Below are 18258 nucleotides of genomic sequence, written 5' to 3' on the forward strand. Positions count from 1 at the left end.
GCAGGATTTTCATCTAGCCAGGCAAACAAATATTCGGTAAACTGTACCTCATAAAGAGGTGTGAACGATGAAGAAAAAATCACTGAGCGAACTGATTCAGGAATTAAAAAATCATGAAAATATCGTGCATTGGCATGAAGAGGAACCGCGGGAGGCGAAAACCATGCCGATGCCGGAGCAAGTAGATCCGAACATTCGGGCTGCTCTCGAAAAGAGGGGGATCGAGCGGCTTTTTACACATCAATACTCCGCTTTTCAGACGGTTCAAAACGGAGAAAGCATTGTCGCCGTCACACCGACGGCCTCCGGAAAAACACTTTGCTATAATCTTCCGGTTCTTCAGTCTATCGCGGAAGATGCCTCAAGCCGCGCGCTTTATTTATTTCCGACAAAGGCGCTCGCGCAGGATCAAAAAAGCGAGCTGAATGAAATCATAGACGAGACGGGTATGGACATTAAAAGCTTCACCTATGACGGCGATACGTCTCCGGCCATCAGGCAGAAAGTCAGAAAGGCAGGGCATATTGTGATCACAAATCCCGATATGCTTCATTCAGCCATTCTTCCCCACCATACAAAATGGGTGAGTCTGTTTGAAAACCTGAAATATATCGTTATTGATGAATTACATACGTACCGCGGCGTATTCGGCAGCCATGTGGCGAACGTCATCCGCCGTTTAATGAGAATCTGCGCTTTTTACGGAAGCACGCCGTCATTTATCTGCACATCCGCCACAATCGCCAATCCGAGGGAGTTGGCGGAGCAGCTGACGGGGAAATCCGTGCGCCTGATTGACGACAACGGTGCCCCGGCAGGAAGAAAGCACTTTGCTTTTTACAATCCGCCGATTGTAAATAAACCGCTGCATATTCGAAAAAGCGCCACCGCGGAAGTGAACGAACTTGCCAAAACTTTTTTAAAAAATAAGATCCAGACGATTGTTTTTGCCAGAAGCCGTGTCCGGGTTGAAATTATTTTAAGCCACATTCAGGAGATCGTAAAAAAAGAAATCGGCGCGAAGTCTGTCAGAGGCTATCGCGGCGGATATCTTCCGAAAGAAAGAAGAGAAATAGAGCGGGGGTTAAGAGACGGCAGCATTCTCGGCGTTGTCAGCACAAACGCGCTGGAGCTCGGCGTTGATATCGGCCAGCTTCAGGTCTGCGTGATGACGGGGTACCCGGGCAGTGTCGCGAGCGCATGGCAGCAGGCGGGCCGGGCCGGACGGCGGCAGGGAGAGGCGCTTATTGTGATGGTGGCGAACTCTGATCCGATTGACCAATATATTGTCCGCCATCCTGATTATTTCTTTAAACGCTCGCCTGAATCTGCAAGGATTAATCCTGATAATCTCATTATATTAGTCGATCACCTGAAATGCGCCGCGTATGAGCTGCCTTTCAGAGCCGATGAAACATTCGGAGAAAATGATGCGAGAGACATTCTCGAGTATTTAGAGGAAGAAGGGGTGCTTCACGAAAACCGCGAACGCTATCACTGGGCGAGCGAATCTTTTCCCGCCTCCAACATCAGTCTCCGTTCGGCGTCACACGAAAACGTGGTCATCGTTGACCGCTCAGAGACGGCTGATGTAAAAATCATCGGAGAAATGGACCGCTTCAGCGCGATGACGCTTCTTCATGATGAAGCGATTTATCTTCATGAAGGGGTGCAGTATCAGGTTGAAAAGCTTGATTGGGATCATAAAAAAGCGTACGTGCGAAAGGTTGATGTCGAATATTATACAGATGCCAATTTAGCGGTGCAGCTGAAAGTGCTGGACATTGACAGAACGGACAGCAGAAAGAAAACGGCCTTACATTTCGGCGACGTCACCGTGAACGCACTTCCGACAATATTTAAAAAAATTAAAATGACGACATTTGAAAATATAGGATCAGGACCGATTCATCTTCCTGAAGAAGAACTGCATACCAGTGCAGCCTGGCTTGAATTAAAAGAAACGGATTCGGAGATCGGCGAAAAAACACTTGAACAGCTGCTTTTAGGCATTGCCCACGTCCTGCAGCATATCGTGCCTGTATACGTCATGTGCGACCGAAATGACGTGCATGTCGTGCCGCAAATCAAAGCCGCACATACGGGACTTCCGACAATCTTTCTGTATGATCATTATCCGGGCGGAATCGGACTTGCCGATGAAGTATATAAGCGATTTGATGAAATCAATGAAGGGGCTGAGCGCCTGATCAGACAATGTCCATGTCAAGACGGATGTCCTTCCTGCATCGGCTCCGAAATAGAAGGAATAGATGCAAAGAAAGCGATACTCAAGCTCTTGAATTACGTGTAAAAGAAAAGGGGGACGAAAGATGTCCTTGAAAAATAAATTAAAGCGGATGAAAAACCACCTGAATGTGCCGGAAGCTGAAAAAAAGCCGGCAGCTTCACAACTTTCGGTCCCGGATATTCAAGTCCCGTTTAGAGAAGAATGGGAGGCATTCGGAGTGAAGCCTTTCTTTTTTGAGGATGAATACTGTCTTATCCGCGAAACCGTCTATCCGCTTTCGCACCGCCACGGACGGTACAGCTTCAGTGAACTTGATGACGTCATGGCATTATGGAATAAAGGCGGTTTGACACATACTTTATCAGCAGAAGGATACGAAAAAAGCCAGCTGTTCTTCTTTGATACTGAAACGACCGGCCTCGGCGGCGGGGCCGGCAATATGATCTTTTTGCTCGGCCATGCAAGAGTGTATGAAGACCGTGTCGCCGTTAAACAGCATCTGCTCCCTAAACCGGGAAACGAGACGGCTCTTTACAAAAGCTTTTTAAGTGAGGTTGACATTACGTCCCTTGTTACGTATAACGGAAAAGCCTTTGACTGGCCGCAGGTAAAAACCAGGCATACATTGCTGCGGGACAGGCTTCCGAAACTTCCTGACTTCGGGCACTTTGATCTTCTGCACGGGGCGAGACGGCTTTGGAAACATAAGTTAGAGCGTGTATCGCTTTCGGCGGTTGAAAATGAAGAGCTTGCTTTTAAAAGGGACGAAGACACCCCTGGGTATTTGGCGCCGATGCTGTATTTTCAATTTTTAAAGGCGGAGGACCCGGCTCTTTTAAAGGGAGTGCTCTCGCATAATGAACAAGATGTGCTTTCCCTCATCGCTCTTTACATCCATATGTCAAAAAAGATTTTTGCATCTTCTGATCAGACGTCAGAACGTCAGGAAGCATACGCCATGGCGAAATGGTTTATCGCTCATAAAGAAACCGATCGCGCCGTTTCGCAGCTGGAAGCGCTGCAAGGCAAAGACTTTGAAGATTCGGATCGGGCCCTTTTTGACTTAGCGATGCTTTATAAAAAACAAAACCGCAGGCAAGACGCCGTGCCCCTTTGGGAGAAACTGACGGGCTCTGATCTTCACACATGCAGACACCAATCAGCGGTTGAGCTGGCGATCTATTTTGAGCATCATGCAAAAGATTACAAAAAAGCTCTGCAGGCCGCGCAGCAGGCGGCAGAAGACGGGGAAATATCGGAAAAAGAAGCCGAGAAGCTCCATGTAAGAATTGCCCGGCTCAAGAGGAAATATTCCTCTTAAAATATTGCCCGGGAAAGCGCAAAAGCCGAGCTGTTTCGCCAAAAATATTTTTTTCTGAATCCGCATCGATTTTGTTGTAGAATGGTGCCGCATCTTGTAAAATAGCGTTAGTTATTTATAGGGGAGAGTTGGTATGTATAAAGGTGTTTTTTACTTGTTCTTTGTCGTGGTTTTTTTGATTGCGTTTGTATTTTCGAATTTTAAAGACAGCTTGCTGACGCACTTTTAAATTGGGTGATTGAATTAGAACATGCACCCTCTTTTCTTCATAACCTAACAGTGTAATAAAAGTTAATGGAGAGGGGATTTAGCATGTTTCATCATCATTGTTGCAGACCAAACGTGATGCCGCCGATTGTCCATCCGACTCATTGCTGTGAACACCATTGCTTTTCTAACACGGTTGTGCCGCATATTCATCCGCAACATACAACTAACGTAAATCACCACAACTTTGAGCACGTTCATTACTATCCGCACACTTTTTCAAATGTTGACCCGACAACTCACCAGCATTTTCAGTGCGGAAGCCCTTGCTGCGATCATTAGTATTGAACGCTTAAGCAAGATCGGTTAGGATATCAGCAAATCAAAATGGGGCCCGATGGGGAGCCCCATTTTTTAAGCAGGTGATCAATTGAAAGTATTAGCCGTAACGGGGTACAAGCCGTTTGAGCTCGGTATCTTTAAACAGGATGACCGGGCGCTTGTTTATATAAAAAAGGCGATAGAAACCAGACTCAGAAGCTTTATTGACGAAGGCTTGGAATGGATTCTCATATCCGGACAGCTGGGGACTGAGCTTTGGGCGGCAGAAACGGCGTACGATCTCAGAGAAGAGTATCCGGAATTAAAGGTTGCCGTTATCACGCCTTTCTACGGCCAGGAGGAAAAGTGGAAGGAGCCGAATAAAGAAATGTATGAAGCGGTGCTTGCTCAGGCAGATTATGAGGAGAGCCTGACGCATCGGCCGTACGAAAGTCCGCTCCAATTCCGGCAGAAAAACGCGTTCTTTATTGAAAAGTCAGATGCGCTTTTGCTTTTATATGATCCGGAGGTGGAAGGATCGCCGAAATATATGCTGCAGCAGGCAGAAAAACGCCGTGAAACAGACGGATATCCGATTTATTCGATTACGATGGATGATCTCCGTGCCGCCGTTGAAGAAGAAGATTTCTTTACATAACACGTCAGAGAATATTTGACAACGGGACGTGTTTCTGAATAAAATATAACATGATGATTCACGATATGAGGTGAAAAAGATGCTTGCTGATAAAGTAAAGCTTTCTGCGAAAGACATTTTGGAAAAAGAATTTAAAACAGGCGTTAGAGGTTACAGACAAGAAGACGTTGACAAATTTTTAGATATGATTATTAAGGATTATGAAACCTTTCATCAAGAAATTGAAGAACTGAAGCAGGAAAATCTGCAGCTGAAAAAACAGCTTGAAGAAGCAAGCAAAAAACAGCCGGTGCAGTCCAATACGACCAACTTTGACATTCTGAAAAGGCTGTCCAACCTTGAGAAACATGTATTCGGCAGCAAACTTTATGACGAATAAGGCAGATGCACTTGTCAAATGAGACAAGTTGCTTTATAATGAACAAGTGTTCTTAACGTTCGGGTAATCGCTGCAGATCTTTGAATCTGTAGAGGAAAGTCCATGCTCGCACGGTGCTGAGATGCCCGTAGTGTTCGTGCCTAGCGAAGAAATAAGCTAGGGCAGCCTTGATAGGCTGACGGCAGGAAAAAAGCCTACGTCTCCGGATATGGCTGAGTATCCTTGAAAGTGCCACAGTGACGAAGTCTCATCAGAAATGGTGAGAGTGGAACGCGGTAAACCCCTCGAGCGAGAAACCCAAATTTTGGTAGGGGAACCTTCTTGAAGGAACTGAACAGATAGAAGGACAGAATACTTTCTGTAGATAGATGATTGCCGCCTGAGTACGAGGTGATGAGCCGATTGCAGTACGACGGAACAAAACATGGCTTACAGAACGTTAAACATTATTGATATGACAAATTAGAGCTCTCCTTTAAAGGGGAGCTTTTATCTTGAATGAAACGAAAGCTTAAAAGAGACAGGGTGATACGATGAAGAAGTACACACTAATAGCGACGGCGCCGATGGGAATTGAAGCGATCGTCGCCAAAGAAGTGCGTGATTTAGGTTATGAATGCAAAGTAGACAACGGAAAAGTCATTTTTGAAGGAGATGCGCTTGCGATCTGCCGCGCTAACTTATGGCTGCGGACGGCTGACCGCATCAAAGTACAGGTCGCCGAGTTTCAGGCAAAAACGTTTGATGAGCTGTTTGAAAAAACAAAAGCGATTGACTGGCGCGCGTACATTCCGGAAAACGCAAAGTTCCCCGTTATCGGAAAGTCCGTGAAATCAGTGCTTGCCAGTGTGCCCGACTGCCAGCGGATCGTCAAAAAGGCGATAGCGGAAAAGCTGAAACTTCAATCAGGAAAACAAAATGAATGGATTGAAGAAACGGGTCCCGAGTATAAGGTGGAGATTTCCCTTTTAAAAGATAAAGCCGTGCTTACGCTGGATTCATCAGGAACAGGCCTTCACAAACGGGGATACAGGGTTGATCAGGGAGGAGCTCCGATTAAAGAAACGCTCGCTGCCGCGTTAATTCTGTTAACCAACTGGACGCCTGACCGTCCGTTTGTCGATCCGTTCTGCGGTTCCGGCACGATCGCCATCGAAGCCGCTTTAATCGGGCAAAACATTGCTCCGGGTTTTAACCGTGATTTTGCTTCAGAAGACTGGGAATGGATCGGAAAAGAACTGTGGGACAAGGCGCGCCTTGAAGTGGAAGAAAAGGCGAACTATGATCAGCCGCTGCAGATCTTTGCCAGTGACGTAGATCACCGGATGGTAAACATCGCCAAAGAAAACGCAGAAGAAGCGGGACTTGGGGACCTGATCGAATGCAAGCAGATGCGAGTGCAGGATTTTACGACGAAACTCGAATTCGGCGTTATCGTCGGAAACCCTCCGTACGGCGAACGGCTCGGCGAAAAAAAGGAAGTCGAGCAGATGTATAAAGAAATGGGCCGGGCATTTGAATCTCTTGATACATGGTCTGTCTACATGTTAACGTCAAATGAACAATTTGAAGAGGTCTACGGAAGAAAAGCAACAAAAAAACGGAAGCTCTTTAACGGTTTTATCAAAACGGATTATTATCAGTACTGGGCTAAAAAGAAAAAAACACTTTCAAAAATATAGTACCTTTTATAGTGGATTTTGTGGCAATATTGATTTTGAAAATATGTTATGAATAGATTTTTAAGTTGGAGCCGAAAAACAGGGACTTAAGTTCCTGTTTTTCGGCTATTTAGTATATATAAATATCTTTGGGATATTGTTGGGGAATAAAGTTTTTATGAACGATTTATTATACATACATAAATTAACTTATAAAATTTCTATTAATAAATGCAAATTCTTAACGAATTCGCCTTTTAGATTGTAAGTAGCCATAGTTTAATAATTTTATAAAATTTACCTACTAGTCTTGATATATATATAATATCGATTTATAATATTTTATGTAAAAATATGAAGGAGTTGGAATTAATGAAAAAAACTTCGAAAATCTTGATGGGTGCTTCTGCATTACTGATAGCAGGCTCTACATTTATTTGCAGTCCTAAAGCAGAAGCAGCAATGAGTTCATGGCAAACAGTTCAAGGGATTAAAGGTTGTGAAGCTAGGGTTTGGACTGATGCAACAACATATACAAGAAAAGCTACTTCTATTGATGTATATGCTCAAACAAACGGAAAATGTGGGACATTGAACTATCGAATGGGTGTTACCACCTTAGATGGGGAATACAATATCGGAAATTTTTCCCATAGAGGTTCATTCTCGAATAAAACACCTGTTAAAAAGTTTTATTTCAGTAAACTACTAAAACCTACATTTAAAGAGAGATGGCAGGTTAATGTTGAGTTATACAAAGGCGGGAAAATGAAAGACGCAGTTCAATCCAAAACTATTTATGTAGAGAAAAGAAAATAGTCAGAAAAATTTTTCTGTAGATATAATTTTAACAGGCTGTCGATATTCGACAGCCTGTAGGCATCTTTACGTTTTATTCTGCCATTACCAGCGGTGCGCTTTTGCGTTGCTCCGTAAAATAATGTTGGTCTGGGACATTTCGGTGTGGCCGTTCACCTGCGATTTAGAGCGTTTCGGCCGCGTCCAATTGTGATGAAACAATTCAGAATGCTGATCTAATCGATCTTTATAACTCATGTAACCATCACTCCCGGATAGAATAATTTTGTGAAGATGGATATTCGATCGAATATCTGTTGTAGTTTGTGCAGGTCAGGTGCGGATCATTCAGGATGGCATGTATAGAAAGTGAAGCATCGGCATAGAATGATGATTATTTCTATTTGAGAGGTGATCTTATTTTATGCTGAACAGCGAGCACTTCAGTAAAATACAAAAGGCGTTAGACGCAACTGCTTTCCGGCTGGAGGAAGCCGGAGCGGAGTTCGGTCCTTCCGCCATGACACATGCACAGGAAGAACTTGAAAATGCGGTAAAACATACACATTCAACAGACCATCCGTTCCTATGTACACATATCATTAACCGGAAATGATAATGACAAAAGCTTGGCGAGGCCAAGTTTTTTTGTTGTATTGAAAAGGGTTAAATGATATTATAGATGGTCTGAATGCCGAATAGTTAGGGGTTGGAGTTGGGTGACAACATCACGTTTGCCTTTTGCTTTAACAAAAGAAAAGAATTTTTACGAAGAATTGAACAATTGGATTGGTGACGTGTTTTACGATATCCTTCCCGAGAAAGGCTTTGACCTTCGGGATGAGCAGGTATTTATGGCGTTTCAGCTTGAACGGGCTTTTAAAGAGAAAAAGGTCATGTTCGCTGAGGCAGGAGTCGGTACGGGGAAAACGCTGGTGTATCTGCTGTTTGCCATCAGCTATGCAAGATATACGGGTAAACCGGCCATTATCGCATGCGCCGATGAAACGTTAATAGAACAGCTTGTCAAAAAAGAAGGCGACATTTCCAAGCTGACAGAACATTTGGATCTGCAGATTGATACACGGCTGTCCAAATCCCATGAGCAGTATCTGTGTCTGAAAAAGCTTGAGAAAACGATGCAGCGTTCTGATGATGAAAAGTGGCTGGATCTTTATGAGTCGCTGCCTTCATTCGTACACGAATCACAAGCGATGCAGCGCTTTTATCCGTACGGCGACCGCAAACAGTACGCTGATTTGACAAATGAAGAGTGGGCAGGCGTCAGCTATGATTCCTTCCAAGATTGTTTAACATGTGATATGAGACATAGATGCGGTTTAACACTTTCAAGAGATCATTACAGAAAATCAACGGATCTGATTGTTTGCTCCCATGATTTCTACATGGAGCATGTTTGGACGGAAGAATCACGCAAAAGGGAAGGGCAGCTGCCGCTTTTGCCGGATCACAGCGCCGTCGTGTTTGATGAAGGACATCTGCTGGAATTCGCCGCGCAAAAAGCGTTAACGTATCGTGTGAAGCAGTCGACGCTTGAGCTGTTTTTAGAGCGTCTGCTTCAAAATGACATCAGAGAGGAATTCGCCGAACTGATTGAAGATGCCCTTGCCGCAAACGATGAGTTTTTCTATGTGCTGTCAGAGGAATCGAAGGAAATCGCCGGCTCTCACCGATTGGACATCCAAAACGACCAGCGTGTTAAGCGTGCGGCTGACGAACTGTGCCGTCTGCTCGATAAAATCGGCGAGGCGCTCGTATTTGAATCGGAAATGTATACGATCGATAAGTACGAGCTGTCAGTCGTAGAAGAATACGTCGAACAAATGGCATATTCGCTGTCGCTGTATCAAAAGGATGCCATCAGCTGGCTTGAAACGCGGGATACAGACTCAACGTTTGTCGTTATGCCGAGAACTGTAGCAGAAGTTTTGGGAGAAAAGGTCTTTTCTAAAAAGATTCCTTATATCTTCTCATCGGCCACTCTTTCTGAGGGCGGTTCATTTGATTATATCGCTGACAGTCTCGGAATCCGTGAACCTTTATCATTTACCGTTGAATCTCCGTACGATTACGAGGAGCAAATGTCTGTTGCGCTTCACGGTGACATGACGTCTGAGCAGAAAACAGCCGAAACGATTGAAACCATTAAGGAGAATGAAGGACGCACTCTCGTTCTTTTCCCTTCCTTTGAAGACATGAAGGAATTTAAAGAACAGGCTGCCGCGTGGGAGCTGCCGTATCCGATTTACTACGAAGGTGACGAGGAGATCAGCAGTCTGGTCGAAAAATTCCAGCGGGATGAAGAATCCGTGCTTTGTTCCGTCCACTTATGGGAAGGTCTTGACATTCCCGGTGACTCGCTCCGGAATGTGACCATTTGGGCATTGCCGTATCCGCCTCATGATCCTGTGTTTACCGCAAAGCGGAACGGAGCGAAAAAAGATCCGTTTGAGGAAGTTGATCTGCCGTACATGCTTTTGAGAGTCCGGCAGGGAATCGGCCGCCTCATCCGTTCTAATCAGGACAGCGGAACCATATCCATTTATGCGGGCGGAGAAAGTGAACGGATCCTGGCCGAAGTCAAAAAGGTCTTGCCTGTTACACCGAAAATCGTATAAAAACAAAAGCTGCAGGAATCTTATCCTGCGGCTTTTTTAAATCCGGGAAGTTGACTTTATGACGGCGTTCCATTAGCCTGTAATTGATAGTGAAAAGGGAGGGGAACGGATATGGATTTACATACATATGAAAAAGAGTTTTTTGATCTGTTAAAAAGAGTATCCCACTATGAAGAAGCCATTGCGCTCATGCATTGGGACTCAAGAACGGGAGCCCCGAAAAAAGGTTCTGATGACCGGGCGGAAAGCATCGGGCAGCTGTCGGCTGACGTTTTTCAAATCCAGACATCCGACCGGATGAAAGAGCTGATTGACATCCTTCTCGCGCATGCAGAAAAGCTCTCTGAAGATACAGTGAAAGCTGCGGAACTTGCAAAAAAAGATTATGATCATAATAAAAAAATACCTGAAGATGAGTATAGAGAATATGTCATTTTGACATCGAAAGCGGAAACGGCTTGGGAGGAGGCAAGGGCAGCCTCTGATTTCTCTATGTTTGCTCCGTACCTTGAGAAGCTGATTGATTTTAATAAGCGGTTTATTTCGTATTGGGGCTATGAAGATCATCCATACAACGCATTGCTCGATATTTTCGAACCGGGCGTTACGGTAAAGGTGCTGGATCAGCTGTTTTCTGAATTGAAGGAAGCGATCATTCCGCTTGTCAAAAAAGTGACGGCATCCGGAAATAAACCGGACACTTCCTTTATAACGAAAACGTTTCCGAAAGAAAAACAAAGAGATCTCTCCTTGTATTTCTTAAAAGAACTTGGGTATGAGTTTGACGGCGGCCGTCTGGACGAAACGGTTCATCCGTTTATGACAACGATCAACCGCGGCGATGTGCGGGTGACGACCAGATATGACGAAAACGATTTCCGCACGGCGATTTTCGGAACGATTCATGAATGCGGGCATGCGATTTACGAGCAGAATATTGACGAAGCCCTGAGCGGAACGAACTTATCTGACGGTGCATCCATGGGAATTCATGAATCCCAATCGTTATTTTATGAAAACTTTATCGGCAGAAATCAACAATTCTGGACCGCCTATTATGAAAAAATGGTTGAGGCTTCACCTGATCAATTTCAAAATGTAAAAAGAGAGGATTTTGTACGCGCCGTAAACGAGGCGAAACCGTCCTTTATCCGAATTGAAGCCGATGAGCTGACATATCCGCTTCATATTATTATCCGTTATGAAATTGAAAAAGCGATTTTCAGCAATGAAGTGACAGTGGAAGAACTGCCTGGATTGTGGAATCAAAAATATCATGATTATTTAGGCATTACGCCGCCATCTGACGCAAAAGGCATTTTGCAGGACGTACATTGGGCGGGCGGCGATTTCGGCTATTTCCCTTCCTATGCGCTCGGATATATGTATGCGGCACAGCTGAAGCATACCATGCTTGAGGATCTCCCTGAATTTGATCAATTAATAGAACGGGGCGACTTTGAGCCGATCAAACAATGGCTGACAGAAAAGGTTCATCAGCACGGAAGACGCAAAATGCCGCTTGACATCATAAAAGATGCAACGGGAGAAGAACTGAACGTTCAATATCTCATTGAGTATCTCGTCGGCAAATATTCAAATTTATATTTATAAACGAAACGCCCGGTATACACCGGGTGTTTTTCTAAAAATTCTAAAAAGACGAATAATAGAAAACTAATTCTTTGTAAAAGTTCGGAAATATTCAAATTTCACTATGCAAAAGAAGTGTATCTTGTTATAATTTGATTAATATCATACGAACACTCATATAATCGCGTGGATATGGCACGCAAGTTTCTACCGGTCACCGTAAATGTCCGACTATGAGTGAGCAATGGAACGGCTTTATTCGGCCGTTACGTGTAGATCATTCGGCATTGCTTGCTCTTTTTTTGGAGAGCGGGCAATGCTTTTTTTATTTTTTATAAGCGGGGGTAATCATTGTGGAAGCATTAAAACGAAAAATAGCAGAAGACGGAATCGTTCTTTCTGATCAAGTGCTGAAAGTGGATTCTTTTTTAAACCATCAAATTGATCCGGTTCTCATGCAGCAGATCGGCCGGGAATTTGCGCGGCGTTTTGAAAAAGACGAGATAACCAAAATCGTCACAATTGAATCTTCGGGCATTGCCCCTGCGGTAATGGCCGGCCTTGAACTCGGCGTTCCCGTCATCTTTGCGAGAAAAAGGAAGTCTCTCACGTTAACGGATGATCTGCTGACGGCGTCCGTCTATTCTTTCACGAAAAAAACAGAAAGTCAGATTGCAATCTCCGGAAATCATCTCTCGAAAGAAGACCGCGTGTTAATCATTGACGACTTTTTAGCGAACGGACAGGCGGCAGAGGGGCTTTTGTCCATCGTAAAACAAGCAGGCGCAGCGGTTTGCGGGATCGGAATCGTCATTGAAAAGTCATTTCAGCCGGGAAGAGACGAGCTGGTGAAAAAAGGATGCCGGGTCGAATCACTGGCGAGAATTCAATCGCTTGAAGACGGAAAAGTGACATTTGTACAGGAGGTCCGTTCATGAAAAACGGCTATGCCAAAACACTTTCCCTCGGTATCCAGCATGTGCTTGCCATGTATGCCGGCGCCGTCGTCGTTCCTTTAATTGTAGGAGCGGCATTGGGACTGAACGCAGAACAGCTGACATATCTCGTATCAATTGACATTTTTATGTGCGGGGCGGCTACGCTGCTTCAAGTATGGAGGAATAAATGTTTCGGCATCGGCTTGCCTGTTGTGCTCGGCTGTACGTTCACCGCAGTAGCGCCGATTATTTCCATCGGTAAGGAGTACGGGATTTCAGCCATTTACGGAAGCATTTTGGCATCGGGTCTGCTTGTCATTCTGCTGTCATTTTTCTTCGGCAAGCTCGTATCCTTTTTTCCGCCTGTCGTAACCGGATCTGTCGTGACGATTATCGGGATGACCTTAATGCCGGTCGCGATGAATCATATTGCCGGCGGGGAAGGCAGCAAGGATTTCGGTGATCCGGCTAACCTTGCCCTCGGATTTACGGTGCTTGTCATCATCGTGCTGCTTTATCGGTTTACAAAAGGATTTTTGAAATCCATTTCGATTTTAATCGGCATTGTCATCGGGACGGCCATCGCTTATTTTATGGGAAAAGTGCAATTTGACAATGTGGCGAATGCTGACGCCATTCAAATGATTAAACCGTTTTACTTCGGGACGCCGACATTTCATGCGGCACCGATTATTACGATGTCCATCGTTGCCATTGTCAGCCTTGTTGAATCAACCGGCGTCTATTTCGCTCTCGGTGACCTGACAAACCGGCGCCTGTCTGAACGTGATTTAGCAAAAGGCTACCGCGCGGAAGGCCTGGCGGTATTCATCAGCGGCATTTTCAATGCTTTTCCGTATACGGCCTATTCCCAAAACGTCGGTCTCGTGCAGCTGACGGGGATTAAGAAAAACGCGGTCATCGGTGTCACGGGCGCACTTTTAATGCTCTTCGGCCTTTTTCCGAAAATCGCAGCCTTCACGACCATCATCCCGTCTTCAGTACTGGGCGGCGCGATGGTGGCCATGTTCGGCATGGTCATTTCCTACGGCATTAAAATGCTCAGTCAAATTGACTTTAAAAAGCAGGAAAACCTTCTGATCGTCGCGTGTTCGGTCGGATTGGGGCTCGGTGTAACCGTCGTTCCCGATATGTTTAAGCACCTGCCGTCTTACTTAAATCTTTTGACCACAAACGGAATCGTTGCCGGCAGCTTTACCGCCGTGCTTTTGAATATAGTTTATAATATGATTCCTAAAGCGAAAAAAACCCTTGATGTGACAAGGGTTCAAGAGGGTTAGTCACCCGTTTTTCTTTAAAATAACATCTTATTTTATCCAGATCGAGGATGCTTCCGAAAGTTTTCTGAACTTTTTGTGAGGCATTCTCTTTTTTTATTAGTTTCATTGTTTGAAAAGAAACAAATTGAGTGATGCGGCATCCGCCTTATTTCGCCGAAAAACCGTCCCGAACTATATGTACGTGAATATATGACTAAATGTAAGAAAAAAAGGAGAATGGGGGATCATATCGTAAACAATATCATTGCTCGCACTGTGATGACACGAAACTTGGTTGAGACATGGAATGAAATGCCTGATGCCGAAGTGCAACTGCAGAATGGGCGCTGAGGGGAGTGTCTTGTGCACCGATCCTTACAAAAGAGAGTAAAAGAAGGGAAAGCCCCTTCTTCTAATTAATCCATCCTTCAAAAGTTGCGCGATAGAATCCTTCGATTATCTCTACTTTCTTAAGGTAATAAGTAACACCATTTTTAACAGTTGTATTTGGGATATCCCATCTATGAAGGTAATCCATTGTAAAAGAATCTTTGGTCGCTTGTGTCGAAAATTTTGTTTGAGTTGAGTCGCTATTTATATTGCCAGGGCTGGATGCAAAAGCAGGGGCAGCGGAAACGAGTAAAGTGAGAGACAAGGCAGAACCAGTTAAAACTTTTTTTAATTTCATTTTAAACACTCCTTTGTTTTTGATACACTTGTATTATTACATGAAATACAAAAATAACCAAGGGGTTTTTTGTTAATATTTTGTGAGCGTAGCGTGAATTTTGTTAGGGGAGTGGACGGCAAAAGGGATACTGATAAGTATATAGAGAAAAAGAGTTGATTATTGCTGGCCTCTGGTGAACTGCAGCCTTTGAGTGAGTGTTTGCTTTAGCTATTCCAGCGCTTTTCCAACGGGAAAGGTGTGATATGAAATTTAAAACTGAAACAATTGTACAAAAGTAAAAACTTTATTTAAAATGTTATAAATACTAATTTTCAATATAGGAGGTTATCTGGTGGCAGAAAAGAAAAAAGCGTTAATCATTGTAGATGTACAAAAAGCTTTTGATAATAAAAAATGGGGAGAACGAAATAATGTAAAGGCGGAAGAAAACATTAGTAAAATACTGAAATTATGGAGAGAAAAAGGATGGACAGTCATATACATACAACATACTTCTGATAATCCTGGTTCTTTGTTTTATCCTAAGAATGAGGGGTTTGCCATAAAGGAAATCGTTAAACCTATGGATAAAGAAGTCATTATAACCAAGAAAGTAAACAGCAGCTTTATCGGGACTAATCTGGAAGAGATTTTAAAATCAAATGATATAACAACTGTCGTAATAACTGGTTTGACTACGCCCCATTGTGTTTCAACAACTACAAGAATGAGCGGTAATTTAGGATTTGATACCTACCTGATTTCAGATGCAACGGCAGCCTTCGGGATGAGAGACCAAAATGATACATATTATGATGCAGAGACTATTCACAATATATCTCTGGCTACGTTGCATGATGAATTTGCCACAATATTAACGACTGATCAATTAATCAATGATTTTATAAAAACAAACTGATTAACATTATGGCTAAGGCCGACGGTGGGTATAGGCGGCTGAAAAGCATATTCAGGCGCATACAGGGACCTCGTCGGAAAAAAGGCATCTGCTTCAGATGCTTTTTTTGTTTCTTGTAAACCGATTTCGGTAAAAAATGATCGGCGGTTAACGGTCTGATTCGGCTTCGGTTTTGAATAACAAAAAGGTTTTACTAATCAGCGAATTATTCAAGATTTTTTGGCTTGTGCTGAGTCTCTTTGTTAAGACATTTTGGGTCGATCACATTTTTAAGATCTTTGATGGTTAAAGGCTTACAGTCATCTTTTAATTCGTAGCCTAATTGTCCATTTAGCTTCTAAAGTGGCATATTTAATTGTGTTTATATTAGAAATGCCAAGAAGCCTTAAACGCATTTCGAGTTGATCTGCTGTCAGTCTCAGCTTCTTTAAGTTTTCTATATTGAGTTGGCCGTCTTCTATAACGAATTTAGATTTTCCGGTTAAAAAAATTCAATCCAGTTTATTTTTACTTGAAACCATTCCATCAAAATCAAAGCACTAAAAAGGATAGACGCAGCGATTAATGTTTTCAATAAACTGGTTTCTAAAATGGGATGAACGATAATCGTACCGATTGAAATCATCACCATTGTCTGTGCGATGGTCATTTGTGCAATGGATTTTCTCCCTGAAATTCTCAGTAAAATCATTCCGAATGCAATTATAATTAATTCTTCCCAAGCAAATCTCATGTTATCACCCTGGATTTTGTTTTATCAAAAATAAAAGAGCAAGTAAGAGGTTTCTTAACGTTAGCTGGGGAACTCAGGCGTCGATAAAATGTTCCGGATTGATAGAGTTGAGACTCGGCTTTTGGATAGACACGCGGGAGAGAATTTTAGATTATGTGTTTTTGCGTCTAAAAGCAGAAACAGTACAACTGATAATGATCATCGGATGTAATAAAATTACGCACCTAGGTGCTATATGCTGGATCAATTATAAAATGGAGTGAAACTAAAAAAAGGGGCAAAGCCCCCTTATATTAGCAGCTTTCTAGTTGTTACTTGAGACAATCATTCCGCCGTCATGAAAAATCAGCTTTTGTAGACGGCTGTCCAAGTGCCATCAGCACCATGGAAGGTGATGTTGTCTAAATAATAGGTGATTCCATTCCGGTAAATTGAAGTAGGGTAATCAGGGCCATAACCATTAAGTATGAACGTCGCCAAAGCAGATACTTCCTTCGTTTTGCTTTCTGCAGAAGGTGTATCAGCAGGACCTGCAGCAAAAGCAGGGACGGCAGAACAGAGTAAAGCGAGTGATAGGGCTGAGCCGGCTAAAGCTTTTTTCATTTTCATTGCAAACACTCCTTTTCTTTTTTTAATACAATTGTATTATTACATATTATGTTAAACATGTACATGCCTATCTTTGTTAATTTTTTGTGAACAAACAGATAATCTATTTAAACGCAGAGATGTAATAAGTATGATGATGAAGCAATTATCATCTATAAAAATAAGATCAGGAAGCAGATGATTTTCTCGAAAATCATCTGCTCTTGCGAAATGAGGAGTTACATGACATTTACGGAACGGGCGGTAGCCATTATCAAACAGATTCCTGAAGGAAAAGTGATGACGTACGGTCAAATTGCCGGTCTTGCGGGAAGTCCGCGGGGAGCGAGGCAGGTTGTGAGGATTCTTCACTCCATGAGTAAAAAGCATCGTCTTCCTTGGCACAGGGTCATCAATGCAAAGGGTGAAATCGGATTAAGAGATGAAGAGATGTTTTCTGTACAGAAGCTGTCTCTTGAAGCTGAGGGCGTAGCGGTCACGTCAGACGGACGGATCGATCTCAATTTATACGTCCATGAGCCGAATATGTAAAAAACCTGCCGTATATATCGGCAGGTTTTTCAGTTATATGCTGCGAGCCGGCCAGAAAGGTTTTGCCGGATATAAGGCCATTCCTCCCGAAGGATGGAGTAGTAGGCGGTATCTCTGAGGCCGCCGTCGACAGCCGGAATATGCGCGCGGCGGATTCCTTCAAATTGGGCACCGATCCGCAAAATCGCAGTTCGTGAGCGCTGGTTGCGAACATCGGTTTTCAGCGTCACCCTGACAGCTTGCCACGCGTCAAACGCATGGGTCAGCAACAGAAGTTTACATTCCGTATTCACACCGGTCCGCTGTACGGCAGAGGCATACCATGTGCTGCCGATCTCACACATTTCCGGGGCTGCGTCCGCCGGCCGCGTAAACACTTCCGCATCCATAAACCGCGTGCTTCCGACGATTCGGTCTGTTTCAAGACTCCGTACTGCAAATGGCAATGCAAGTCCTTTTTCATAATCGGAAAGCGCACGTTCAATATAACGCTTTGTTTCTTCGATTCCGTCAGGAACATGGGTGTAAGCGTAAGTCGTCCTATTTCCTGAAGCAGCTTCACAAAGTGCCTGAGTGTGATCAATCGTCCTCGGCTCTAACTGAACGAGTGACCCTTTAAGAATGACGGGCTTCAGCATTCTTATCACAACCTTTTTTCATGAATGGGTCAAGTATAGTCGAACGGCTTATCATTCAAAAGGGCCAATTTTAAATTAAAATGGCATGTCAGTGAAATCCTCGATTCAAACT

At 43.7% G+C, this 18258-nt stretch carries 18 protein-coding genes, 1 other RNA gene, 2 pseudogenes and 1 riboswitch; of the genes and pseudogenes, 16 read left to right on the plus strand and 5 right to left on the minus strand.

Annotated elements, in window-relative coordinates:
* The first annotated feature begins 67 nt into the window (after positions 1-67).
* The 9 genes and pseudogenes from G9F48_RS13855 to G9F48_RS13895 all read left to right on the plus strand — a co-directional run bounded on the left by G9F48_RS13855 (position 68) and on the right by G9F48_RS13895 (position 7617).
* A complete protein-coding gene (locus G9F48_RS13855) occupies positions 68-2314 on the plus strand; it encodes a DEAD/DEAH box helicase (protein WP_165409637.1) in 2247 nt (748 codons plus the stop codon).
* Between the two features lie 19 nt (positions 2315-2333).
* On the plus strand, positions 2334-3572 hold the full coding sequence (locus G9F48_RS13860; protein WP_101562215.1) for a ribonuclease H-like domain-containing protein: 1239 nt from the start codon (positions 2334-2336) through the stop codon (positions 3570-3572).
* A 121-nt stretch (positions 3573-3693) separates the two neighbouring features.
* A pseudogene (locus tag G9F48_RS13865) lies at positions 3694-3801 on the plus strand (hypothetical protein); the annotation flags it as partial.
* A gap of 83 nt (positions 3802-3884) precedes the next feature.
* Positions 3885-4121, plus strand: coding sequence for a spore coat protein CotD (gene cotD, locus G9F48_RS13870; protein WP_003153539.1), 237 nt, complete (start codon positions 3885-3887; stop codon positions 4119-4121).
* Between the two features lie 88 nt (positions 4122-4209).
* Positions 4210-4758, plus strand: a complete 549-nt coding sequence (locus G9F48_RS13875) for a DUF1273 domain-containing protein (protein ID WP_014305282.1) — start codon at positions 4210-4212, stop codon at positions 4756-4758.
* Positions 4759-4837: 79 nt separating this feature from the next.
* Positions 4838-5137 (plus strand): cell division regulator GpsB, encoded by a 300-nt coding sequence (gene gpsB / locus G9F48_RS13880; RefSeq protein ID WP_165409638.1) that lies wholly within the window; start codon positions 4838-4840, stop codon positions 5135-5137.
* 55 nt (positions 5138-5192) lie between these two features.
* Positions 5193-5574: RNase P RNA component class B (rnpB, locus tag G9F48_RS13885), an RNA gene on the plus strand.
* 96 nt (positions 5575-5670) lie between these two features.
* The gene (locus G9F48_RS13890; protein ID WP_070082011.1) at positions 5671-6819 is read left to right on the plus strand and encodes a THUMP domain-containing class I SAM-dependent RNA methyltransferase; all 1149 of its coding nucleotides are present in this window, start codon (positions 5671-5673) and stop codon (positions 6817-6819) included.
* 351 nt (positions 6820-7170) lie between these two features.
* Positions 7171-7617, plus strand: coding sequence for a hypothetical protein (locus G9F48_RS13895; RefSeq protein ID WP_003153543.1), 447 nt, complete (start codon positions 7171-7173; stop codon positions 7615-7617).
* 84 nt (positions 7618-7701) lie between these two features.
* On the opposite strand, the gene G9F48_RS13900 is transcribed toward G9F48_RS13895, so the two are convergent.
* Positions 7702-7854, minus strand: coding sequence for a YpzG family protein (locus G9F48_RS13900; RefSeq protein ID WP_003153548.1), 153 nt, complete (start codon positions 7852-7854; stop codon positions 7702-7704).
* Between the two features lie 166 nt (positions 7855-8020).
* On the opposite strand from G9F48_RS13900, the gene G9F48_RS13905 reads away from it, so the two are divergent.
* From G9F48_RS13905 to pbuX, 5 genes are all read left to right on the plus strand, one after another.
* Positions 8021-8212, plus strand: a complete 192-nt coding sequence (locus G9F48_RS13905; RefSeq protein WP_003153550.1) for a hypothetical protein — start codon at positions 8021-8023, stop codon at positions 8210-8212.
* Positions 8213-8315: 103 nt separating this feature from the next.
* Positions 8316-10235 carry an ATP-dependent DNA helicase gene (locus tag G9F48_RS13910; RefSeq protein ID WP_139885591.1) on the plus strand — a complete coding sequence of 640 codons (1920 nt, stop codon included), beginning with the start codon at positions 8316-8318 and terminating at the stop codon, positions 10233-10235.
* 111 nt (positions 10236-10346) lie between these two features.
* Positions 10347-11849, plus strand: a complete 1503-nt coding sequence (locus tag G9F48_RS13915) for a carboxypeptidase M32 (protein WP_165409639.1) — start codon at positions 10347-10349, stop codon at positions 11847-11849.
* A 133-nt stretch (positions 11850-11982) separates the two neighbouring features.
* Positions 11983-12082: riboswitch (purine riboswitch) on the plus strand.
* Between the two features lie 99 nt (positions 12083-12181).
* On the plus strand, positions 12182-12766 hold the full coding sequence (xpt, locus tag G9F48_RS13920) for a xanthine phosphoribosyltransferase (protein WP_003153553.1): 585 nt from the start codon (positions 12182-12184) through the stop codon (positions 12764-12766).
* A complete protein-coding gene (pbuX, locus tag G9F48_RS13925) occupies positions 12763-14067 on the plus strand; it encodes a xanthine permease PbuX (RefSeq protein ID WP_165409640.1) in 1305 nt (434 codons plus the stop codon). Before xpt ends, pbuX begins: the two co-directional genes overlap by 4 nt.
* A 391-nt stretch (positions 14068-14458) precedes the next feature.
* Here the strand turns inward: pbuX and G9F48_RS13930 are convergent, their stop codons facing one another.
* Positions 14459-14734, minus strand: a complete 276-nt coding sequence (locus tag G9F48_RS13930) for a hypothetical protein (RefSeq protein WP_165409641.1) — start codon at positions 14732-14734, stop codon at positions 14459-14461.
* A 334-nt stretch (positions 14735-15068) separates the two neighbouring features.
* On the opposite strand from G9F48_RS13930, the gene G9F48_RS13935 reads away from it, so the two are divergent.
* Positions 15069-15635: a cysteine hydrolase family protein gene (locus tag G9F48_RS13935; RefSeq protein WP_165409642.1), complete on the plus strand. Its 567-nt coding sequence runs from the start codon at positions 15069-15071 to the stop codon at positions 15633-15635.
* Positions 15636-15840: 205 nt separating this feature from the next.
* Here the strand turns inward: G9F48_RS13935 and G9F48_RS13940 are convergent.
* Positions 15841-16368, minus strand: a pseudogene (locus tag G9F48_RS13940) (DUF421 domain-containing protein).
* Between the two features lie 345 nt (positions 16369-16713).
* Positions 16714-16977, minus strand: a complete 264-nt coding sequence (locus G9F48_RS13945; RefSeq protein WP_025852546.1) for a hypothetical protein — start codon at positions 16975-16977, stop codon at positions 16714-16716.
* Between the two features lie 222 nt (positions 16978-17199).
* Here G9F48_RS13945 and G9F48_RS13950 point away from each other — a divergent pair, with 222 nt between their 5' ends.
* Entirely contained in the window at positions 17200-17508 is a 309-nt protein-coding gene (locus G9F48_RS13950) for an MGMT family protein (protein WP_156734881.1), read from the plus strand.
* A gap of 29 nt (positions 17509-17537) precedes the next feature.
* Here G9F48_RS13950 and G9F48_RS13955 read toward each other — a convergent pair whose 3' ends face one another.
* On the minus strand, positions 17538-18146 hold the full coding sequence (locus tag G9F48_RS13955) for a GNAT family N-acetyltransferase (RefSeq protein WP_165409643.1): 609 nt from the start codon (positions 18144-18146) through the stop codon (positions 17538-17540).
* Between the last annotated feature and the right edge of the window lie 112 nt (positions 18147-18258).

The sequence above is a fragment of the Bacillus sp. EKM420B genome (genome assembly GCF_011065565.1).
Classification (GTDB): domain Bacteria; phylum Bacillota; class Bacilli; order Bacillales; family Bacillaceae; genus Bacillus; species Bacillus velezensis.